Annotated in this window: 22 protein-coding genes and 4 tRNA genes; all 26 read left to right on the top strand. The window is 39.1% G+C overall.

Annotated elements, in window-relative coordinates; all coding sequences use genetic code 11:
- Positions 1–14 precede the first annotated feature (14 nt).
- The 26 genes from FFM61_RS01220 to FFM61_RS01345 all read left to right on the top strand — a co-directional run bounded on the left by FFM61_RS01220 (position 15) and on the right by FFM61_RS01345 (position 23,192).
- Positions 15–980, top strand: a complete 966-nt coding sequence (locus FFM61_RS01220) for a type I phosphomannose isomerase catalytic subunit (RefSeq protein ID WP_074426735.1) — start codon at positions 15–17, stop codon at positions 978–980.
- Between the two features lie 147 nt (positions 981–1,127).
- Positions 1,128–2,480: a MurT ligase domain-containing protein gene (locus FFM61_RS01225; RefSeq protein WP_074426736.1), complete on the top strand. Its 1,353-nt coding sequence runs from the start codon at positions 1,128–1,130 to the stop codon at positions 2,478–2,480.
- 4 nt (positions 2,481–2,484) lie between these two features.
- A complete protein-coding gene (locus tag FFM61_RS01230) occupies positions 2,485–3,192 on the top strand; it encodes a type 1 glutamine amidotransferase (RefSeq protein ID WP_074426737.1) in 708 nt (235 codons plus the stop codon).
- Between the two features lie 233 nt (positions 3,193–3,425).
- Positions 3,426–4,028 carry a thymidine kinase gene (locus FFM61_RS01235; RefSeq protein WP_074426738.1) on the top strand — a complete coding sequence of 201 codons (603 nt, stop codon included), beginning with the start codon at positions 3,426–3,428 and terminating at the stop codon, positions 4,026–4,028.
- 19 nt (positions 4,029–4,047) lie between these two features.
- Complete coding sequence (gene prfA, locus FFM61_RS01240) at positions 4,048–5,133, top strand: peptide chain release factor 1 (RefSeq protein ID WP_074426739.1); 1,086 nt, start codon at positions 4,048–4,050, stop codon at positions 5,131–5,133.
- 4 nt (positions 5,134–5,137) lie between these two features.
- The gene (gene prmC / locus FFM61_RS01245; RefSeq protein WP_074426740.1) at positions 5,138–5,998 is read left to right on the top strand and encodes a peptide chain release factor N(5)-glutamine methyltransferase; all 861 of its coding nucleotides are present in this window, start codon (positions 5,138–5,140) and stop codon (positions 5,996–5,998) included.
- A 2-nt stretch (positions 5,999–6,000) separates the two neighbouring features.
- A complete protein-coding gene (locus tag FFM61_RS01250; protein ID WP_074426741.1) occupies positions 6,001–7,029 on the top strand; it encodes an L-threonylcarbamoyladenylate synthase in 1,029 nt (342 codons plus the stop codon).
- Between the two features lie 29 nt (positions 7,030–7,058).
- Entirely contained in the window at positions 7,059–8,309 is a 1,251-nt protein-coding gene (gene glyA, locus FFM61_RS01255) for a serine hydroxymethyltransferase (RefSeq protein ID WP_074426742.1), read from the top strand.
- Positions 8,310–8,355: 46 nt separating this feature from the next.
- A complete protein-coding gene (gene upp, locus FFM61_RS01260) occupies positions 8,356–8,985 on the top strand; it encodes a uracil phosphoribosyltransferase (RefSeq protein WP_074426743.1) in 630 nt (209 codons plus the stop codon).
- A 302-nt stretch (positions 8,986–9,287) separates the two neighbouring features.
- Complete coding sequence (locus FFM61_RS01265; protein ID WP_074426744.1) at positions 9,288–10,565, top strand: solute carrier family 23 protein; 1,278 nt, start codon at positions 9,288–9,290, stop codon at positions 10,563–10,565.
- A 382-nt stretch (positions 10,566–10,947) separates the two neighbouring features.
- Complete coding sequence (atpB, locus tag FFM61_RS01270; protein ID WP_074426745.1) at positions 10,948–11,658, top strand: F0F1 ATP synthase subunit A; 711 nt, start codon at positions 10,948–10,950, stop codon at positions 11,656–11,658.
- A gap of 38 nt (positions 11,659–11,696) precedes the next feature.
- The gene (atpE, locus tag FFM61_RS01275) at positions 11,697–11,915 is read left to right on the top strand and encodes a F0F1 ATP synthase subunit C (RefSeq protein WP_002828033.1); all 219 of its coding nucleotides are present in this window, start codon (positions 11,697–11,699) and stop codon (positions 11,913–11,915) included.
- A 25-nt stretch (positions 11,916–11,940) separates the two neighbouring features.
- Positions 11,941–12,456 (top strand): F0F1 ATP synthase subunit B, encoded by a 516-nt coding sequence (atpF, locus tag FFM61_RS01280; protein ID WP_074426746.1) that lies wholly within the window; start codon positions 11,941–11,943, stop codon positions 12,454–12,456.
- On the top strand, positions 12,456–12,998 hold the full coding sequence (gene atpH / locus FFM61_RS01285; protein WP_074426747.1) for an ATP synthase F1 subunit delta: 543 nt from the start codon (positions 12,456–12,458) through the stop codon (positions 12,996–12,998). Before atpF ends, atpH begins: the two co-directional genes overlap by 1 nt.
- Before the next feature lie 66 nt (positions 12,999–13,064).
- A complete protein-coding gene (atpA, locus tag FFM61_RS01290) occupies positions 13,065–14,576 on the top strand; it encodes a F0F1 ATP synthase subunit alpha (RefSeq protein WP_074426748.1) in 1,512 nt (503 codons plus the stop codon).
- 17 nt (positions 14,577–14,593) lie between these two features.
- Positions 14,594–15,475, top strand: coding sequence for a F0F1 ATP synthase subunit gamma (locus FFM61_RS01295; protein WP_074426749.1), 882 nt, complete (start codon positions 14,594–14,596; stop codon positions 15,473–15,475).
- 46 nt (positions 15,476–15,521) lie between these two features.
- Positions 15,522–16,922: a F0F1 ATP synthase subunit beta gene (atpD, locus tag FFM61_RS01300; protein ID WP_074426750.1), complete on the top strand. Its 1,401-nt coding sequence runs from the start codon at positions 15,522–15,524 to the stop codon at positions 16,920–16,922.
- A 17-nt stretch (positions 16,923–16,939) separates the two neighbouring features.
- Positions 16,940–17,356 (top strand): F0F1 ATP synthase subunit epsilon, encoded by a 417-nt coding sequence (locus FFM61_RS01305; RefSeq protein ID WP_074426751.1) that lies wholly within the window; start codon positions 16,940–16,942, stop codon positions 17,354–17,356.
- Positions 17,357–17,495: 139 nt separating this feature from the next.
- A complete protein-coding gene (locus FFM61_RS01310; protein ID WP_074426752.1) occupies positions 17,496–18,149 on the top strand; it encodes a deoxynucleoside kinase in 654 nt (217 codons plus the stop codon).
- A gap of 10 nt (positions 18,150–18,159) precedes the next feature.
- Entirely contained in the window at positions 18,160–19,443 is a 1,284-nt protein-coding gene (gene serS / locus FFM61_RS01315; protein ID WP_074426753.1) for a serine--tRNA ligase, read from the top strand.
- A 256-nt stretch (positions 19,444–19,699) separates the two neighbouring features.
- Positions 19,700–19,782 (top strand) — tRNA-Leu (locus tag FFM61_RS01320).
- Between the two features lie 22 nt (positions 19,783–19,804).
- Positions 19,805–19,877 (top strand) — tRNA-Thr (locus FFM61_RS01325).
- Positions 19,878–19,883: 6 nt separating this feature from the next.
- Positions 19,884–19,956, top strand: a tRNA-Gly gene (locus FFM61_RS01330).
- 32 nt (positions 19,957–19,988) lie between these two features.
- Positions 19,989–20,062: transfer RNA gene (locus FFM61_RS01335), tRNA-Arg, on the top strand.
- 162 nt (positions 20,063–20,224) lie between these two features.
- Complete coding sequence (locus FFM61_RS01340) at positions 20,225–20,701, top strand: CtsR family transcriptional regulator (RefSeq protein ID WP_074426754.1); 477 nt, start codon at positions 20,225–20,227, stop codon at positions 20,699–20,701.
- A gap of 1 nt (position 20,702) precedes the next feature.
- Positions 20,703–23,192: an ATP-dependent Clp protease ATP-binding subunit gene (locus FFM61_RS01345; RefSeq protein ID WP_074426755.1), complete on the top strand. Its 2,490-nt coding sequence runs from the start codon at positions 20,703–20,705 to the stop codon at positions 23,190–23,192.
- The last annotated feature ends 172 nt before the right edge of the window (positions 23,193–23,364 follow it).

Consider the following 23,364-nt stretch of genomic DNA (forward strand, 5'->3'; position numbering starts at 1 on the left):
CAAGGGGGGATGTAATGACAGAACCATTAATTTTAAAACCAACATTACATGAAAAAATTTGGGGCGGCACAGCGTTACGTGATATTTATGATTTGGATATTCCGTCAGAAACAACGGGGGAAGCTTGGGTGATTTCTGGTCATCCTAATGGTGTTGTTTCTGTTATAAATGGTAAATACGCTGGTAAAACAGTGGCACAATTATGGCATGATGAACCACAATTATTTGCTAATCAAGATGTTGACCGTCCTTTCCCGTTATTAGTAAAAATTTTAGATGCACATCAAGATTTATCAGTTCAAGTACATCCGAATGATCATTATGCTAAGGAACACGCTGGGGAATTAGGTAAAACAGAATCGTGGTATATACTGGCTGCTAAGCCTGGCGCCATGATTTATTATGGTCATACTGCAACTGACAAAGCAGCGTTTGATAAAGCGGTCGATACAGGTGACTGGGATCATTTATTACAAAAAGTGCCTGTTAAAGCTGGTGATTTCTTTTATGTACCATCAGGAACTTTGCACGCATTGGGTGCAGGTGTTTTGACATTAGAGTCACAACAATCTTCAGATGTGACTTATCGTGTCTATGATTTTGATCGGGTTGATGCTAAGACTGGTGAGAAACGTGATCTACATTTAGCAGATGCGAAAAAAGTGACATCAGTTCCTTTTGCGCCAGAAAAGCCAGTTCAGATTGTGTCGCATATTGGCGATTTGACAATAACTAATTTAGTATCTGCGCCATACTTTAATGTGGTGAAGTGGGAGATTGCTGGTAAAGCAACACTTGATGCGACAGCACCATATACTTTAGCAACAGTAGTTGATGGTCAATTAGATCTGATTGTTGATGGCGTTACTTATCATTTAAATAAGGCGGCCAGTTTCATTTTGCCAAATGATGTGCAGTCATGGCATTTGGCAGGTGAAGCAACTCTGATGACAACGACACCGGGACCAAAATCAAAATAATGTTAATGTAAATAAGTACACCAACGGTATAAAAATAGCGGTGGTGTTTTTATTTATTTAAAATGGTAAAATTTGTTAGATGCTTATATTAGCAATAATTTAAAAATACAAAAAAGCGTGACTAACTGACACGATTAGGAGGATGGCATGAGCCTTAAAAGTGGATTAGCAACTTTTGTTGGTAAAAGTACATATACGCTGTTGTATGGCGTTTTACATCGCGGAGGTACATCGCTACCAGGTAAACTAGCAACTAAGATTGATCCAAATGTGATGAAAAGTTATGCTGAAAAATATGATGTTATTTTAATTACAGGAACCAATGGTAAGACATTAACAACAACCTTGACGACACGAGTATTACGTGAAAAATATGCTGATGTTATTACTAATCCTTCTGGGTCGAACATGATGCAAGGGATTACAGGCACCATGTTGACGGCCAAACTTAAGGACAAAACGCAACGACCAATTGCGTTGTTGGAAGTTGATGAGGCTAATGTAGAGTCAGTTGCGCGTCAATTGAAGCCCAAAGCTTTTGTCTTAACAAATATTTTTCGTGATCAATTAGATCGATATGGCGAAATTTATACGACTTATGAAAAAATCTTAAAAGGGATTCGTCTATTTCCAGGAGCAACGGTAATTGCGAACGCTGATTCACCCATTTTTATGCGTGGTGATTTACCAAATCCCAAGGTTTATTTTGGCTTCAATCATTTACAAACAACCAATAGCATGCGGGCACCGCATAATACCGATGGTGTTTTGTCACCGACGGATAATTCAATTTTGCGTTATCACTTTATGACGTTTGGTAATCAAGGAGATTATTTCTCAGTAACTGATGATTTTAAACGACCAGCATTAGATTATGCTGTGACAAGTTTAAATAAGTTAACCCCTATTTCATCAAATTTTGATATTGATGGTGTAACTTATCAAATTGAAATTGGCGGTATGTACAATATCTATAATGCACTAGCGGCGTATGCAGTTGGACGTTTTATGGGTGTATCAGCAACACAAATTCAGAAAGCATTTTCATCAAATGCGCAAATTTTTGGTAGACAAGAATCTGTTAAGGTTAAAGACAAAGAAGTTACGATTGTGTTGATTAAAAACCCAGTCGGTGCGAACCAAGTCATCGACATGATGAAAACGGATGAACAGCCTTTTTCAATGTTGGCGTTGCTAAATGCTAATTATGCAGACGGTATCGATACCAGTTGGATTTGGGATGCTGACTTTGAATCTTTGCATGATACAGGCATTAAAGCAGTAGCGACTGGTGGTGAACGCTACAAAGATTTGTATGTTCGTTTAAAGATGGCCGGTTTTGGTGACCATCCTGTTTATCAAGATTTACAAAAAATTGTGCCAGCAATTGCCAGCATGCCAACGAAACGTGTTTATATTTTGGCAACTTATACGGCAATGTTGCAATTGCGAGCGGAACTAAAACAACAAGGTTATATTAATACGGGAATGGGGGATTAAATCAATGGCTGAATACAAAATCAATGCTGCTCATTTGTATGGTGATTTAATGAATACCTATGGTGATTTTGGTAATATAGTTGCTTTACGTTATTATGCACAAAAAATTGGTGTGGCCGTTGATCAACATATTGTTTCTTTAGAAGATAATTTTGATGCGAAAGATTATGATTTTGTTTTATTTGGCGGTGGCCAAGATTATGAACAAATGATTGTTGCTGAAGATTTGCCTAAAAAAGCAACAGCACTAAAGGCTTACATTGAAGATGATGGCCCCTTCTTAGGTGTGTGTGGTGGTTTTCAATTGATTGGTCAGTATTTTATTTTGGCAGATGGAACCAAAGTGAATGGTATTGGGGCGCTTAGTCATTACACACTTAATCAACCAAATGGACGCTTTATTGGTAATGTAACGATTGAAGATGAAGTAAATGGGCTAGAATACCATGGTTTTGAAAATCATCAAGGTCGGACTTTCCTAGGGGATGATGAACGTCCTTTGGGTCAAATTATTAAAGGAAAAGGGAACAATGGTGAAGATGGTGGCGAAGGATTGGTTTATAAAAATGCGTATGGTACGTACTTCCATGGCCCAATTCTAACGCGTAATGGTAATTTAGCGTTGCACATGTTGCAACTTATCTTGGAGCGCAAGTATCCGCAAGTGGATTGGCAGCAAAAAATTGCAACCATTACACCAGAATTTTTCTAAATTAATCGAGAATGGACACGACCAAATAAAAAGGTGCGTCCACCCCGACAAAGCAGTAAGTTGCTGATGTAACTTACTGCTTTTTAAATCCGTTATGTTATGTGACATATTTTAGATGGTCGTGAAAGCGCATTTAATTTACCTTTTGTGTCAGCGTCTTTTTTTTATTCACAATTTTGTTATACTAGAATGGAGTGTAAATCGGAGTTTTACAGGAGAAAGGCAGGAAAAGCATGGCGCAATTATTTTTCCGCTACGGTGCAATGGCCAGTGGTAAGAGTATTGAAATTTTAAAAGTTGCTCATAATTATGAAGTACAACAACGTCAAGTATTGTTGCTAACGAGTGCGTTAGATAATCGTTCTGGTGTTGGTGAAATTGCTTCTAGGATTGGTATGCAACGGTCTGCTAGGGCTATACAAGCTGCTGATGATTTGTTTGAACTAATCTCACAGCAAAAGAGTATTGCAGCTGTCTTAATTGATGAAGCACAATTTATGACTAAGGCGCAAGTGTTGCAATTAACGCGTGTTGTTGATGAACTGGAAATCCCGGTGTTAACGTTTGGTCTAAAAAATGATGCATTTAATCAATTATTTCCTGGTTCAGAAGCCTTGCTTATTTATGCAGATAAAATTGAGGAAATGAAAACACTTTGTTCATTCTGTGGTCGTAAAGCAGTTATGAACCTACGCTTTTCAAATGGGCATCCTGTATACGAAGGTGAACAAGTCCAAATCGGTGGTGATGAAGCTTACATGCCTGTTTGCCGTAAACATTATAATCAACCAGATTTAGTTGCTTTAGCGCGACGAACATCGATAAATAAGGAATAAATTAAAGAGGAAGAACATTATGGATGAAATTTTTGATAAATTACAATCTGTTGTAGATCGTTATGAAGAAGTCAGTGAAATGATTTCTGATCCCGATGTGATTGCGGATACGAAACGTTTTTTGGCGCTATCTAAAGAAGAAGGTAGTCTGCGTGATACCGTTGAAAAGTATAAACACTATAAAGAGATTACTGATGGTATTGCTGAAAATGAAGAAATTTTGCGCGAAGAAGCTAATGATTCAGAATTAGAGGAGTTAGCTAAGGAAGAATTAAAAGAATTACGTGCTGAAAAAGAGACAGTTGAAGAAGAATTAAAGATCCTGCTACTTCCGAAAGATCCTAATGATGATAAGAATATTATCATGGAAATTCATGGCGCTGCTGGTGGTGACGAAGGTGCGTTGTTTGCGGCTGATCTTTATGATATGTATGTACGCTATGCTGAAAAACAAAATTGGCAAGTTGAAATTATCGATGAGAATAAGACAGAAATTGGTGGTTACAAAGAAATTGTTTTGATGATTACTGGTAATAACGTCTACTCAAAATTAAAGTTTGAGAATGGTGCCCATCGTGTCCAACGAGTTCCTGAGACAGAATCAGCTGGACGTGTGCATACGTCAACGGCAACAGTTGGCGTGATGCCAGAGTATGAAGATGTTGACATTGAAATTGAAGATAAAGATTTGCGTGTTGATGTCTATCGTTCATCTGGAGCCGGTGGACAACACATTAATAAGACATCATCAGCTGTTCGTATGACCCACTTGCCTACAGGAATTGTTGTTGCAATGCAAGATCAACGTTCACAACAACAAAACCGTGCCAAGGCAATGGAAATTTTAAAGACGCGTGTTTATGACTACTATGCCTCACAAAACGAGGCTGAATATGCGCAACAACGTAAGACAGCTGTAGGAACTGGTGACCGTTCAGAACGTATTAGAACATATAATTATCCACAAAACCGTGTGACTGACCACCGAATTGGTTTGTCATTGAATAAGTTGGATCGTATTATGAATGGTGAATTAGCAGATGTGATTGATGCTTTGTTAATTGCTGATCAAACAGCAAAGCTAGAGTCGTTAAAGCAAGGATAAAAATATGTTTGATGAACAATGGACGATTCAAGCAGTTCGTGAATGGGGTGATTGGCAACTTGAACCCTATATTCATGATGAAATAGAACGCATGGCACAAATCGACTATTTACTGACCGGTATGATGGATTGGAATTATGCACAATTAGCTAATAATTCAAACACAGTATTGGAAGATGAAAAGCGCTTACGTTTTATGGTGGCAGTGCGAGCGATTAAAGGTGGCCAACCAGTTCAATACGCGCTGGGACACGCTGCTTTTTATGGTCGTGAATTTAATGTTGATCGACGTGTGTTAATCCCGCGTCAAGAAACTGAAGAATTAGTAGAATGGATTTTAAAAGATCATTCTAATAACACTCCTAAAACAGTTTTAGATATCGGTACTGGTTCAGGAGCGATAGCTGTTACGCTAAAAGCGCAGCGATCTGCATGGCATGTCCTAGGATCTGATATTTCTAAAGATGCTTTGGTTGTCGCAAAAGAAAATGCCCAATTATATGCACCGACAGTCGCGTTTTTAACTAGTGATTTGTTTACAGATGTAACAGGTACGTTTGATATTATTGTGGCAAACCCACCATATATTGATCGTGATGAACAACTAGTGATGGATGAATCAGTGGTTGCTTTCGAACCAGATGTCGCTTTATATGCAGACGACAATGGATTAGCAGTGTATAAAAAAATTGCAACCGGCCTCCTTAATTACCTAAATCCTGGTGGGGCAGCCTATTTTGAAATAGGGTATCAACAAGGACAAGTTTTAGTTGATCTGTTTGCTGCTTTGCCAAGTGTGCAAGTGACTTTACGCCAAGATTTAAGTGGTCATGACCGAATGATTAAAGTATTGCGGGAGATGTAGAAATGATAGAAACAAAAATATGGACAGTTGATGAAATGGACGCAGCAGCACGAGCTATTAAGCGCGGTGCGTTAGTTGCCTTTCCAACAGAAACAGTTTATGGATTAGGAGCAGATGCTTTTAATGAAGAAGCTGTTAGTAAAGTATATGCCGCAAAAGGGCGCCCTTCTGATAATCCATTAATTGTGCACGTTGCTGATCCAGAACAAGTTTCTGAATTTGCAGTTGTCAATGAGCAGGCCAAAAAGTTAATGTCGGCATACTGGCCAGGCCCTCTAACGATGATTTTGCCGGTTAAACCAGGTAATTTGTCATTGACAGTTACGGGAGGTTTAGATACAGTTGCCATACGCCTACCAGATAATGATGCAACACGCCAATTAATTCGAGCTAGTCAAACGCCGATTGTTGGTCCATCTGCAAATACGTCTGGGAAGCCATCCCCAACATTAGCAAAGCATGTTTATCATGATTTGCATGGTAAAATTGCGGGGATTTTAGATGATGGCCCAACAAAAATTGGGGTAGAGTCGACCGTTCTTGATTTATCCGCTGATATACCAGCTGTTTTACGCCCGGGGAAGATTACACCCGCACAAATTGAAGCAGTGCTACAAACCACTGTGGATTCCGAAATTCATCATGTAGCTGATAACGAAACGCCAAAGGCACCAGGAATGAAATACCGCCATTATGCACCAGATAAAAAAGTGTATATGGTGGCGCCTGAAGATTGGACGCAAGCGATTATTTGGATGCAAGCGCAATTAGAGCCAGTTGGTCTAATGTTGACGAATGATTTAATTAGTCAGCACCAATTAGCAGGGATGGATTTTATTTGGTCGTTAGGTGATAATAACGAGACTGCTGCAGCAAAGTTGTTTGCAGGGTTACGCTATTTTGATGATAAAAAGGATATCCAAACTATTTTGGTAGCAGGACTGCCACAATTAGATGTAAATGGTGCTTATAATAACCGGTTGGGTAAAGCGGCTGGCGGACATTGGATTAGTGAGTTGTTTAATAATTAACCTGTTTTGACTGATGAGGAGGTCAACCTATGACAAATTACCGTGATTTTGATCCACAACTATGGGCTGCAATCGATCGTGAAGCTGATCGACAAGAGCATAATGTTGAATTAATTGCATCAGAAAATATTGCTTCTGCTGGTGTGCGTGCTGCTCAAGGAAGTATTTTAACGAATAAGTATGCAGAAGGATATCCTAATAAACGCTACTATGGTGGAACTGAGTATATTGATCAAGTAGAACAGTTAGCAATTGATCGTGTCAAAGAATTATTTGGCGCAGAATATGCAAATGTGCAACCACATTCTGGTTCACAAGCAAACGCTGCCGTTTATGCTGCTTTGTTGGTACCAGGTGATCATGTTTTAGGACTTGATTTAGATGCAGGTGGTCATTTAACACACGGTTCACCAGTTAATTTTTCAGGTAAAAATTATCATTTCCATGGATATGGATTGAATGAGGATGAGTTGATTGATTATGATCAAGTCGCTGCTTTAGCTATTGAATATAAGCCAAAGCTAATTGTAACGGGTGCATCAGCTTATTCACGGTTTATTGATTTTGATCGTTTCCGTGAGATTGCTGATTCAGTTGGTGCATACTTGATGGTAGATATGGCACACATCGCTGGCTTAGTTGCGGCTGGTGTGCACCCTTCACCAGTTGGTATTGCGGATGTTGTAACCTCAACAACACACAAAACATTGCGTGGACCACGTGGTGGATTGATTTTGGCAAATGCTGAGCTAGGAAAAGCACTTAATTCTGCTATTTTCCCTGGTACACAAGGTGGACCACTAGAACATGTGATTGCTGGTAAAGCAGTTGCCTTTTATGAAGCAATGCAACCTAGCTTTAAGACTTATGGTCAACAAGTCGTTGCCAATGCTAAAGCAATGGCAAAAGTATTCAATGAATCAGATTTGGTCCGAATTGTATCTGGCGGAACTGATAATCATTTGTTTAACTTAGATTTGACTGAAACTGGTATTTCAGGTAAAAAAGCCCAAAATGTACTAGATCAAGTTTATATTACGACCAACAAAGAAGCGATTCCAAACGATCCACGTAGTCCATTTGTTACATCAGGTATTCGTATCGGTACACCGGCAATCACGACTCGTGGCTTTAAGGAAGCTGAGGCGACTCAAGTTGCTGAATTAATATTACAGGTTTTGGCTAATCCAGATGATGAAGCTAATCTTGCAGAAGTTAAACAAACAATAGTCGACTTAACAAGTCGTTTTCCTTTATCAGCGATTGAACACGCTAATTAGGATAGAAAAAATTATATAATTAAGAAAAATGAAATGAGGCTTTTAAATGAGTAAGCTAACGGTTTTTGATCATCCACTAATTCAACACAAATTAACGATTATTCGTGATAAGAATGTTGGAACAAAGGAATTTCGTGAAATTGTTGATGAAATTGCTTCGTTAATGGCTTATGAAGTGACACGTGATTTACCAGTTGAAGATATTGAAATTCAAACACCCGTTGCAACGACAACGCAAAAGACACTTGCTGGTAAAAAACTAGCAATTGTGCCTATTTTACGTGCTGGTTTGGGAATGGTTGATGGTATTATGAAGTTGATTCCAGCTGCTCGTATTGGTCACATTGGTATGTATCGTGATGAAGAATCATTAGAGCCAGTTGAATACTTCGTTAAGTTGCCAGAAGATATTGATCAACGTGAGGTATTAGTGGTTGATCCTATGTTAGCAACAGGTGGATCAGCTGTCATGGCAATTGATGCATTGAAAAAACGTGGTGCTACTAAGATTAAGTTAATTACATTGGTTTCAGCGCCGATTGGTGTTGAAACAGTGCAAAAGGCACACCCTGATGTTGATATTTTCACAGCAGGCTTGGATGATGAACTTAATGAACACGGATACATCATTCCCGGTCTTGGGGATGCTGGTGACCGTTTGTTTGGTACTCACTAAATAATTTAAAACAAAGCTGAGATGAATTTTCACCTCAGCTTTTTTGTTTTAAATGAAACATATGATTTTTAAACGTTTTACTATAAAAATTATATGTTTACTAACTTTGTTAACTAAGATATAATGAATCACTGTAAATACCTTTAACTTGGTCCTGTGAGGCTAATAAGATTAATTTGTTGTGACGGGGTCTATTTTATCGTCATAATAACTATCATATTAGAAAAGTGAACCAAGCTGAGGTGTCTTGTATACCTCAGCTTTTTAATACTAATTTTTGTGTCGTATGAAAGGAAAATATGATGGAAACGAAACGTGATGTCGTTTTAGATGTAGATGAGAAACCAAAATTTTGGCAGTGGATAGGATTATCATTGCAACATATGTTTTCAATGTTTGGTTCGACAGTATTGGTACCGTTGTTAGTTGGTTTGAATCCAGGAATTGCATTATTTAGTTCTGGAGTGGGAACTTTGCTTCATATTTTAATAACACAACGTAAAATTCCGGCATATATGGGATCGAGTTTCGCGTTTATCATTCCAATGGTTGCGCTAATGAAAACAACGGGGTATCCAGGCGTTGCCACAGGTGTTATTTCCGTCGGAATTGTGTATTTGATTGTTGCACTCGTTGTCGGCCTAATTGGAACTGGATGGATTGAGACATTATTGCCACCTATTGTAGTTGGTCCGATTATCATGGTGATTGGCTTATCATTGTCAGAATCAGCCGCTGAATCAGCAACATTATTGAATGGTAAGTATGATATACGTGTATTTTTAGTTGCGATGTTAACCTTAGGGATTACAATTTTCTTTAATATGTATATGCGCGGTTTCTTAGGTTTGATTCCGATTTTGCTTGGTATTGTGGTTGGTTATATTGTTGCCGTGATGGTTGGTTTGGTTAATTTTCAACCAGTAGCAGACGCAGCATGGTTTGCACTACCAGATTTTGATATACCATTTGTGGATTATAAGCCGATTATTCATTGGGATGCCATATTAGTGATGGCACCAATTGCATTAGTGACCATTACAGAACATTTAGGCCATCTAATGGTCTTGGATGATTTGACAGGTCGCGATTATATTAAAGATCCTGGTTTGCACCGCACATTAGCCGGTGATGGAATGGCATCTTTGTTTGCTGGTTTAGTTGGTGGACCTTCAGTGACATCATATGGTGAAAATATTGGTGTTATGGCCATTACTAAGGTGCACTCGGTGTATGTTTTGATTGGTGCAGCTACCTTTGCAATTCTATTTTCATTTGTTGGTAAATTATCAGCATTGATTCAATCAATTCCAGGAGCTGTTACGGGTGGTGTTTCATTTTTGTTGTTTGGTGTAATTGCAGCATCTGGTTTACGAATTATTGTTGAAAATAAAATTGACTTTAATTTAAAGCGTAATTTGATGATTTCATCGTCAGTATTGGTTATTGGAATTGGAAATGCATACTTGCAATTAGGTCATGGCAATAGCATTGTGCAGTTCTCGGGCGTTGCGATTGCAACTGTCTTAGGAATTGTGTTGAATTTGATTTTACCTGATAAAGCTGTTTCAGAAAGATAAGTGAAGACAACGTAATACTTTGTTAAAGCAGTGCTTTAGCTGGTTGAAAAATAAAAATAGCAAATGTCCATCAGTTGGTCATTTGCTATTTTTTTATGTAGCGGAATTTATTTTATCTAATAAATTTTTTAAGCAGATGAATTGTCGTAGTTAAATGATTTCCTTTTTTGGATAGATGAAGCTCTCCTATTCTTTTTTGGAATAGTTGAAATCTTGATATAATAAGCTTTAATGTAGACAGTTGCAAAAATGAGACACATTAGGGAGCGTTTGATGATTGAATTACCTTCCAAAAGGGGTAATATAGGGGGGAAAGTTAAACGGTTCTTTTTAAAGCAAACCGCTTGATATTATTTTGATGGAAGAAAAGAGGTGAATTTCATTGGAGAAAACCGCGACCTTTAGCATTGCGGGGTTGACGTTTGATTGGAGCGTGGTTATTTCAACAATAGTTTCAATGACGATAGTTTTTTTACTAGCATTATGGGCTTCACGGAAATTGGTTATGAAACCAGCCGGGAAGAGTAAGCAAAATATGTTAGAGTGGGTCATTGATTTTACTAATAACATTGTTGATGGATCATTACCTAATAAGACTGGTAACAATTTAAAGTTTTTTATATTTTCCATGTTTTTGTTCATCTTTGTTGGGAACCAATTAGGTGTTGCCTTTACAGTCAAAGTAGATGGTAATACATTTTTGAACTCACCAACAGCAAATCCATTAGTGACAATGGGATTAGCATTAGTTGCGATTTCTATTGCCCACTTCTTGGGAGTTGAAAAACAAGGATTTAAGAAATACTTCAAGTCGGTATATTTGTCACCATTTAGTGTCTTGTTCCCCTTAAATCTTATTGAACAATTTACGAGTTTCTTAACATTAGGACTTCGTCTGTTCGGTAATATTTTTGCTGGTGAAATGGTCTTGTCTCTATTGTGGCAGTTGGCACAGTCTGCTGGTGCATTATCATTTGTCCCAGCGTTTGTGCTCGCGATTCTATGGCAAGGATTTTCATTGTTTATTGGGGCTATTCAAGCGTTTGTCTTCGTCACTTTGACGACTGTCTATGTTTCGGAAAAGACAGAGTAACTATAGTAACTGTTTAAATTAATTGGAGGATTGTAAAAATGGATGTTGCAACCATTGGTGTTGGTGTTGCCGCAGCTGGTGCCGCTATCGGTGCTGGTATTGGTAACGGTATTGTTATTTCAAGTATGATTGCTGGTACAGCACGTCAACCTGAATTAGAAGGTAAATTGCGTACGAATATGTTTATCGGAGTTGGTTTGGTCGAAGCCGTTCCAATCATCGCTATTGCTATTGCATTCATGTTGTTAGCACGATAATCGAAACGCGGAGGCCAACTAAATTATGTTTAATCAAATTGTTCTAGCAGGTGCTAGCGAAGGGTTGGCTTTGGGTAATATGTTGTTTGTGCTAGTGGCATTCCTAGTATTAATGCTTCTATTGAAGAAGTATGCTTGGGGTCCAGTAGTAAAAATGATGGAAAAACGTGCGGAGAAAGTTGCTCACGATTTGGATACTGCAGAAGATGCACGTCAAAAAGCCGAAGAAATGGCTGCAAAACGTTCAGAGCAGTTGCAATCAGCACGTACTGAAGCTAATGGCATTGTTTCTGATGCAAAAGCCGCAGCAGGTAAGCAACGTGATCAAATCGTTGCTGACGCTCATGCAGATGCCCAAGCGACAAAAGAACAAGCTAGTGCACAAATTGCACAAGAACGTTCAGAAGCAATGGCTGACGTTAAGAGTGAAGTTGCTGAACTTTCAGTAACCATCGCACAAAAGATTATCCAAAAAGAACTAAAGTTAGATGATCAAAAAGCGCTTATTGACGCTTACATTGAAGGGTTAGGGAACAAGTAATGGCATTAGATAAAGCAACGATTGCTAAGCGGTATGCCGTTGCTTTGTTCGAATTAACCCATGATCAAGGTACTGATGAAACGACAATGGCTGAACTATCAGCTATTCGTGAGGTGTTGGTACAAAATCCAGAATTTACAAAGGCATTGTTGTCATTGCGTATTAATGAGGATACGAAACGTCAAATGTTAGCAACCTTATCAGAAGATGCGAGTCAAGTGGTGAAAAACTTGATTGAAATGACATTTGACTATCGACGTATTCAATATTTACCAGCTATTATTACCAAGTATGAAGAGCTTGTTAATAAAGCAGCAGGAATTGTTAATGCCATCGTACAAACAGCGGTACCGTTAAGTGATGAACAAGTTCTACGATTAAAAGAGAAACTTGTTGATCGTTTTCAGGCTAGCGAAGTGCGTTTAACGCAAATCGTGGATGAAAACATACTTGGTGGTGTTATCGTGAAAGCAAATGACCAAATTTTGGATGGATCATTAGCAACTAAATTAGCTGCTATTCGTCAGAGTATCATTCGCTAGTAATCGAAATTGAAATTGATGTTGTGTGATGAATAGACACACTATAAAGAAAGAGGAACTGCTGAAATGAGCATCAAAGCTGAAGAAATCAGTTCACTCATCAAAAAGCAATTAGCTAATTATCAAGACGACTTGACAGTTCAAGAAACTGGAACTGTTACCTACATTGGTGACGGTGTCGCTCGTGCAACTGGGTTGGAAAACGCTCTTGCCGGTGAACTTGTCGAATTTGAGAATGGCGTTTATGGTATGGCGCAAAACTTGGAATCAAATGATGTTGGTATCGTTGTTCTAGGTGAGTACGACAATATTCGCGAAGGCGATACTGTTAAGCGTACCGGCCGTATCATGGAAGTGCCTGTTGGTGAGCAACTGATTGGTCGTGTTGTAAATGCTTTGGGACAACCAGTTGATGGTATGGGCCCAATTGAAACAGGAAAGACACGTCCTGTTGAAGTTAAAGCTCCGGGTGTTATGGAGCGTAAGTCTGTTTTTGAACCACTACAAACAGGGCTGAAAGCCGTAGATGCTTTGGTACCGATTGGACGTGGACAACGTGAGTTAATTATTGGTGATCGTAAAACTGGTAAGACATCAGTTGCCATCGATACAATCTTGAATCAAAAAGACCAAGATATGATTGTTGTCTATGTTGCCATTGGACAAAAAGCGTCAACTGTTCGTACACAAGTTGAAACATTACGTCGTTTGGGTGCAATGGACTACACAATTGTTGTAACTGCTGGCCCATCTGAACCAGCCCCTATGTTGTACTTAGCACCTTATGCTGGTGCTGCAATGGGTGAAGAATTTATGTACAACGGTAAACATGTGTTGATTGTTTATGATGATTTATCAAAGCAAGCAACGGCATATCGTGAGCTGTCATTAATTCTTCGTCGTCCACCTGGACGTGAAGCCTATCCTGGTGATGTTTTCTACTTGCATTCACGTTTGTTAGAACGTGCTGCAAAGTTATCAGACGAACTAGGTGGCGGATCTATGACTGCTTTGCCAATTATTGAGACACAAGCGGGAGATGTTTCAGCATATATTCCAACTAACGTTATCTCAATTACTGACGGTCAAATCTTCTTGGATGCTGATCAGTTCTATGCTGGTGTTCGTCCTGCCATTGATGCTGGAACGTCTGTTTCACGTGTTGGTGGGGATGCCCAAATTAAGGCTATGAAGAAGGTTGCTGGAACATTGCGTTTGGACTTAGCTTCTTTCAAAGAACTAGAGTCATTTGCGCAATTCGGATCAGATTTGGATGAAGCAACACAAACAAAGCTAGCCCGTGGTCGTCGTACCGTTGAACTATTGAAGCAACCATTACATCAGCCATTACCAGTTGAAGAACAAGTGTTGTCACTATATGCTTTGACACATGGCTTTATGGATGATGTTGCGGTTGATGATATTCTACGATTTGAATCAGAATTGATTGCAGCAGTGCGTGCATCACACAATGATTTGTTAGAGACAATTGTCGAAACAAAGAGTTTGCCTGATACAGATGCAATGGATGCAGCAGTTGCAGGATTCAAAGCAACGTTTGCTGGTTCGGCAAAATAATAAAGGAGGGGCGATAAATGGCAGCTTCTTTACAAGATATTCAACGCCGCATTGCCTCAACAAAAAAGACGCGTCAGATTACTAGTGCCATGCAGATGGTATCAACTGCTAAGTTAAGCCAAATTCAACGTCATGGTGGTTCATATACGGTGTATGCTGAAGCCTTACACGATGTTGTAGCCCACTTGGCAACTGCACACATTAATAATGTTTCAGGAACATTGCTTGAACATCGTGATGTTGAAAAAGTAGGTTTTTTGGTCCTATCTTCTGATCGTGGCTTAGTTGGTGGTTATAATTCAACCCTGTTAAAGGAGATAATGGCGCAAATTACCAAACGTCAATTAACAACAGACCAAGTTGTTATTTTAGCAGTTGGTGGTAATGGAGCTGATTTCTTTAAAAAACGTGGTTTTGACGTTTCATACGAGTATCGTGGTGTTTCTGATGTGCCAACCTTTAATGAGGTTCGTGAAATCGTGACAACTGTGACAACGATGTATGATAATGAAGTCTTTGATGAACTCATGGTTGGTTATCAGCATTATGTTAGTCGTATTTCTAATGAAGTTCACTTAGAAAAAATGCTACCTGTCTCAACAGATGATCTAGCAGAATCTAGAGATGATACTAAGTTAACGGCTGATTATGAGATGGAACCATCGTCTGAACAAATTTTGGGTGTGGTATTACCACAGTATGCTGAAAGTTTAGTCTATGGTGCTATTCTGGACGCGAAGACTGCAGAACATGCTGCATCAGCTAATGCGATGTCTTCAGCGACTGATAATGCCAAAGATATTATTGATTCACTTGGTTTACAATATAACCGGGCGCGTCAGAGTGCAATTACGACGGAAATTACAGAAATTACTGGTGGTATGGCCGCTTTGAATTAAAAGTTGTTTGCATCAGATTTAATACAAACGAAGGAAGGAAACGACAATGAATACCGGACAAGTTGTTCAAGTCATTGGCCCCGTTGTCGACATTGCCTTTCCATCAGATACAAAGATTCCAGATATTAACAATGCGTTGGTTATTGAAAAGGGTGATCAAACGACATTGACAGTTGAAGTGTCTTTGTCTTTGGGTGATGGTGTCGTACGTACGATTGCCATGGATTCAACAGATGGATTGCAACGTGGAATGAAGGTAACGGACACTGGAAAGTCAATCAGCGTCCCTGTTGGTGAAGAAACGTTAGGTCGTGTGTTTAATGTGCTAGGAGAACCAGTTGATGGTGGTGAAGCACTTGGAGACGATGTACCACGTGATTCAATTCACCGTGATGCACCAGCATACGATGAATTGTCAACATCAACAGAAATTTTAGAAACTGGTATCAAAGTTATTGATCTCTTAGCACCCTATGTTCGTGGTGGTAAGATTGGTCTATTCGGTGGTGCTGGTGTTGGTAAGACGGTATTGATTCAAGAATTGATTCATAATATCGCACAAGGTCACAATGGTATTTCTGTCTTTACTGGTGTGGGTGAACGTACCCGTGAAGGTAATGACATGTACTATGAAATGCAAGGGTCAGGCGTTTTGAAACAAACAGCCATGGTCTATGGTCAAATGAATGAGCCACCTGGTGCACGTATGCGCGTGGCTTTGACAGGTTTGACGATTGCAGAGCACTTCCGTGATGTTAATGGGCAAGATGTGTTGTTGTTTATCGATAACATTTTCCGTTTCACACAGGCTGGTTCTGAAGTGTCAGCTTTGTTAGGTCGTATTCCTTCAGCTGTTGGTTATCAACCAACTTTGGCTACTGAAATGGGACAATTACAAGAACGAATCACTTCAACTAAGAAGGGTTCAGTTACGTCAATCCAAGCAGTATACGTGCCGGCTGATGATTATACCGATCCTGCGCCTGCAACAACATTTGCTCACTTGGATGCTACTACTAATTTGGAACGTTCTTTGACACAGCGAGGTATCTATCCAGCGGTGGATCCGTTGGCATCAACATCAACGGCATTGGCGCCAGAAATTGTTGGTCAAGAGCACTATGACGTTGCAACTGAAGTACAACAGACGTTACAACGTTACCGTGAATTACAAGATATCATTTCTATTCTAGGAATGGATGAATTGTCAGATGATGAAAAGACGGTTGTTAACCGTGCTCGTCGTATTCAATTCTTCTTATCACAACCATTCTCAGTTGCCGAAACATTTACCGGTTTACCAGGTGAGTATGTGCCTTTGTCTGAAACTGTACGTAGTTTTAAGGAAATTTTGGCTGGTAAGTATGATCAATACCCTGAAGATGCATTCCGTAATGTTGGGGTCGTTGAACAGGTAGTTGATAAAGCTGCTAAGATGGCTGATTAAGCAAAGGGGGCGGTGCAATGAGTGAACACACCCTACATGTTAAGGTGGTTACGCCAAATGGTGTTGTGTTTGAGCATGAGGCTGCATCGTTAGTGGTATTGGATACAACTAATGGTGAAGAAGGTATTATGGCACAACATGCACCTATTATTTCAGCGTTGCAAATTAGTGAACTTAAAGTGATTGATGAGGCAGCGGATTCAGAGGAAATCATCACGATTAGTGGTGGATTTGGTGAATTCTCTAATAATCAATTAACGATTGTTTCTGATAGTGCAGAACGTGCTAAAGACATCGATGTTGAACGAGCAAAGAAAGCTAAAGAACGTGCTGAGAAGCATATAGCTGCTAGTGAAACTGATGATATGGTTCGTGCCCAAACGGCTTTATTACGTGCGGCTAATCGTATTCATGCCGTTACTGGTAATAAGTAATACATTAAAGGCCATCAAATTCGAACAGAATTTGGTGGCCTTTAGTGTATTTTTATATCTTATAAAACTTGATGTGTTAGATACCGTAAAATTTGATAGAATAGAACTTAGTATTGATTAAAGAAAGTAGGACAACAGGATGATCGTATTATCAGGAACTATTGGTGCCGGAAAGACCAGTTTAACAACGATGCTTGCAGAACATTTAGGAAGTGAAGCATTATACGAATCCGTTGATGATAATCCGATTTTGCCATTGTTTTACGAGGACCCAAAGCGTTACGGTTTCTTGTTACAAAATTATTTTTTAAACAAGCGGCTGGATAACATCAAAGATGCACAAGGTAGCCAATTAAATGTTATTGATCGATCTATCTTTGAAGATTTGTTGTTATTTAAGCTAAATGCTGATTTAGATAGAGCAACCCAAACTGAAGTGCAAATTTATGGTGACTTGTTAAATAATATAATGGAACAAGTTGATTTTTCAGATGATGCTATTGTTAAAACACCTGATTTATTGATTTATATCCATGTTAGTTTTGATACAATGTTAGAGCGTATTAAAAAGCGTGGCCGTGAATATGAACAAATTGCGAATGATCCATCATTATATAATTACTACAAAAGTTTAAATGAACGGTATGTGGCTTGGTTTGAATCCTACGATCGTTCACCAAAATTGAGTATTGATGGTGACCGTTTTGACTTTGTAACGGATGATGAGGCGGCTAAGCAAGTATTAGCAATAATTGATGATAAAATTAAAACGCTAGATTTGAAAAATAATTAGGAGAATTATTATGCTAGATATGAAAATAATTCGTCAAGAGACGGAACAAGTAAAAGAACGTTTAGCAACTCGTGGGGTTGATCCTAAAGAAGTTGACGCACTAGTGGCTGACGATGCTAAACGTCGTGAATTGTTAGTACAAACTGAAGAATTAAAGGCCCGTCGTAATACAGTATCAGATCAAATTGGCCTAAAGAAACGTCAAAAAGAGGATGCTAGTGACGTCATTGCTGAAATGCAAAAGGTTTCAGCAACGATTAAGTCATTAGATGAACAAGTGGTAAACTTGGACGAACAAATTAAAAATCGTGCCTTGCATTTTCCTAATTTGCCAAATGATACAATTCCTGTTGGTGCTGATGAAGATGCTAATCGCGAAGAACGTCAATGGGGCGAGATCCCAACTTTTGACTTTGCACCAAAAGCTCATTTTGAAATTGGTGAAAATTTGGGTATTTTAGACTTTGAACGTGGAGCGAAGGTTTCGGGTGCCCGTTTTGTCTACTACGTTGGTCAAGGGGCTCGTTTGGAACGTGCTGTTTATAACTTTATGTTGGATGAACACCAAAAAGAAGGTTATAAAGAAATGATTACCCCATACATTGTTAAGAATGAGGCAATGTATGGAACTGGTCAGTATCCAAAGTTTATGGACGACGCATACCGGGTTGGTACTAATGATGATATGACATTAATTCCAACGGCTGAAGTGCCATTGACAAATTATTTCCGTGAGGAAGTGATTGATGATGCCAAGCTACCATATAGTGTGACAGCATTGTCACCAGCTTTTCGTCAAGAAGCTGGCTCAGCTGGTCGTGATACACGTGGTTTGATTCGGATGCACCAATTTAACAAGGTTGAAATGGTTAAGTTTACAAAGCCTGAAGATTCATACCAAGCTTTGGAGGATATGACGCTTAATGCTGAAACTTTGTTGCAAAAATTAGACTTGCCTTATCATGTGATTACATTATCAACAGGAGACATGGGATTCTCTGCTGCTAAAACATATGATGTGGAAGTTTGGATGCCGCAACAAAATATTTACCGTGAAATTTCATCTATCTCAAATACAGAAGCTTTCCAAGCTCGTCGTGCACGCATTCAATATCGTGATGAGAATGGTAAGTTACAATTTGTTCATACTTTGAATGGTTCTGGATTGGCAGTTGGACGTACTGTTGCAGCTATTTTGGAAAATTATCAAAATGCAGACGGAACGGTTACAATTCCAGAAATTTTACGCCCTTATTTTGGTGCTGATAAAATTGTTCCAGAAGACACAATTTAAAAAATGAGAACTAAAGACTAGCATGAAGTAATTCGTGTCAGTCTTTTTTGCTTTATTGGATGATGAAATAAAAAATATTAAAAAAGTAATTGCAAAAATATGCAAAAGCTAGTAATATATATCGAGTGGTAAAGAGCTGATAATTGTTATGTAATTTGAGGCACGCGTTAATTAATTTAAATAAAGTATTGACACTTATTTGATAATTAGCTATACTATAAAAGTTGTCGGATGTTATATTCGACTGACGTCTGTTGCGGATGTGGCGGAACTGGCAGACGCGCTGGATTTAGGTTCCAGTGCCCCTAGGGCGTGCAGGTTCGATTCCTGTCATCCGCATATATCGTTTATCGATACAGAAGCCGACTTAGCTCAGCTGGCAGAGCGCTTCACTAGTAATGAAGAGGTCGCTGGTTCGAATCCAGTAGTCGGCATCCCATGCGAATATAGTTCAGCTGGTAGAACGCTACCTTGCCATGGTAGAGGTCGCGGGTCCGAATCCCGTTGTTCGCTTTCTTCCAAATGGGAAGCTTTAAAATTAATTTGCACCTATAGCGCAACTGGATAGAGTGTCTGACTACGAATCAGAAGGTTGAAGGTTCGAATCCTTCTAGGTGCATCAATTGAAAACCATCAAGAGAAATCTTGGTGGTTTTTGTGTCAACAAATAAACGTGAAACAAACGATACTGAATATTTTAAAAAATGTGGGGTTTTAGTGGCATTGTGTTGCAATGCGTTCTATAATTATGTCAATATTGGTCAAAGGGGGGGTGTTGGTTATGAATGATTCAAATATGTCTGATAATATTGAGACGTACTTGAAGCAGATTTTGCAGCAAGCGCATGAAATTGAAATTCGTCGCGTTGAACTTGCCCAACGATTTAATGTTGTCCCATCGCAGATTAATTATGTGATTAAAACCCGTTTTAACACGGAAAATGGTTATCTAGTTGAATCAAAACGTGGTGGTGGTGGTTATATTCGGATTGTTAAAATGGCATTACGAAATGAACCGCGTCTTATTGAAGAAATAAAACAACAACTCCCAAAGATAGTTAGCTTTAGAACAGCAACATCAGTAGTATCAAGCTTGTGTCGTGAACAAATTTTAACCGTCCACGAAAGTGAATTAATTTTGACGTTGTTGTCAAAAGAAACACTAAGTGTCGGTGATGTGACTGTTCAAGGTCAGTTACGAGCAAGGTTATTACAACAATTATTAAGCCGTTTACGGTTTGAAAGCGAGCGTAATTAATATGGATAATCAATATACACCAAGTGCAAAAAATGTCTTAGTCGTTGCACAAGAACAAGCAAAATATTTTAAACATCAAGCGGTTGGTACCGAACATCTATTGCTTGCGTTAGCGATTGAAAAAGAAGGTATTGCTAGCAAAGTATTGCAAGAATTTGATGTTAGTGATGATGATATTAAAAGCCAAATTGAACAATTTACTGGCTATGGCACGTTGTCTAGAAATGCTAAAAGTGCCTACTTGCCATATTCGCCTAAAGCGTCAGATATGATGCGCTTAGCCCATGAAAATGCTCAGGAATTACATCAAGATCAAACAGGTACCGAGCACTTGCTTTTGGCACTGTTATTAGATGAAACGATTTTTTCATCGCGTATTTTAGCTAATCTGAATGTTAGTCCTGCTGAAATGCGGCGTGCAACGTTACGTAAATTGGGTGTTAAAGATATCGCTAAAAAACGTGACCCACGCCGTAATCGACGCGGGCAGCAACCGGAAACAGAAGGCACGCCAACTTTGGATATGTTGGCGCGTGACCTAACGCAATTAGCACGCGATGATAAAATGGATCCTGTTGTTGGGCGTGAAGCTGAAGTTAAGCGGGTTATTCAAATTTTGTCACGTCGAACAAAAAACAATCCTGTTTTAATTGGTGAGCCTGGGGTTGGAAAAACGGCAATCGCAGAAGGTTTGGCACAACGCATTGTCGCTGGCGATGTTCCTTCAGATATGACCCAAAAGCGGTTGATGATGCTTGATATGGGATCATTAGTTGCTGGTACGAAATATCGTGGTGAGTTCGAAGATCGTTTGAAAAAAGTGATTGATGAAATTCAACGAGATGGTCAGGTAATTCTCTTTATTGATGAGTTGCACACATTGATTGGTGCCGGTGGCGCTGAAGGTGCCATTGATGCTTCGAGTATTTTGAAACCAGCATTGGCTCGTGGTGAATTACAAACAATTGGTGCGACAACGTTGGATGAATATCAAAAGTATATTGAGGCTGATGCTGCCTTAGAACGTCGTTTTGCACAGGTTAGTGTTGAAGAACCAACGCAATCAGATGCAATTGAGATTTTAAAAGGGCTAAAGCCACGTTATGAGCAACATCATCAAGTGTCAATTCCAGATGATGCAATTGTTGAAGCGGTAAAACTATCGGTGCGTTATGTTACGGATCGCTTCTTACCTGATAAGGCAATTGATATTATGGATGAAGCAGCTGCTAAAGTTCGCATCGATCGTGTAGGGCATCAAACGCCAGTTGCTAAACAACAAGAAAAATTACTGGCTTTGCGTCAAAATAAGGATGAAGCGATTGAACAGTTGAACTTTGAATTAGCTGCCGAATATCGTAAAAAAGAGATGCGGCAAAAGCGTCAAATTGATAAATTGCTAGATAAGCAAAATGAAAATCTAACTAATAATCAATATGATTTGGCGTTGACAGTCCATGATGTTGCCCAAGTAGTCTCTGAACAAACGGGTGTGCCATTGACACAAATGGAAAAATCAGAACAAGAGCGTTTGATTAATCTAGAAAAGGTATTGCATAATCGCGTGATTGGCCAAAATGAAGCTGTTTCAGCGATTGCACGTTCTATTCGTCGTGCGCGTTCTGGTTTAAAAGATCCGCAACGACCAATCGGTACTTTCTTGTTCTTGGGACCTACTGGAACGGGAAAAACGGAATTAGCAAAAGCTTTGGCTGAAGCGGTCTTTGGCTCAGAAGATAACATGATTCGTGTTGATATGTCAGAGTATCGTGAAGCATATTCTGCCAGTCGTTTGGTTGGGTCTGCACCGGGTTATGTTGGCTATGAAGAGGGTGGTCAGTTAACAGAGAAGGTCCGCCGTCATCCATATTCAGTTGTCTTGCTAGATGAGGCTGAAAAGGCACACCCAGATATTTATAACTTAATGTTACAAGTTTTTGATGATGGGTATATGACGGATGCTAAGGGACGTAAAGTTGATTTTAGAAATACAATCATTATTATGACATCTAATTTAGGTGCAACACGTCTACGTGATGAAAAGTCAGTTGGATTTGGTGCTGTTGATAAGTCAGCTAATTATGATGCAATGCGTGACACAATCATGAAGACGGTTAAAGAAACATTCCGCCCTGAATTTGTTAATCGTTTGGATGAAATGGTTGTATTCCGTTCTCTAAATAAGGATGAATTACATCAAATTGTTAAGCTGATGGCTAAATCCGTTTTGCAACGCATTAGCGAGCAAGACTTTAACATTAAAATGACACCTGCAGCGATGGATGTCGTTGCTAAAGCCGGCTTTGATCCAGAGTTTGGTGCTCGTCCAATTCGACGCGCATTACAATCAAAGGTTGAAGATGCCCTTTCCGAAGAACTATTACTTGGTAAAGTTACGATTAATGATCAGGTGACGGTTGGTGCTAAAAATGGTGAAATTACGATTAACGTTAAGCCGCTAAAACAAGACACTGCATCTGTGTCGGGTTAAATTAAAAAAGTAAGCGTTGACAAGAAGTCTTTTTCTTGCTAATGCTTACTTTTTCTTGTATACTTAATAATAGTTTAATTGTGTATAAAACAATGGTTGACAGGAAATATTGTCCCTGAAAGCCTACATAGCAACGACAAGAGCATTTTCAATTGTGGGGATGCTGTTGTCT

Source organism: Weissella hellenica, assembly GCF_005405545.1.
In the GTDB taxonomy this organism is placed as follows: Bacteria; Bacillota; Bacilli; order Lactobacillales; family Lactobacillaceae; genus Weissella; species Weissella hellenica.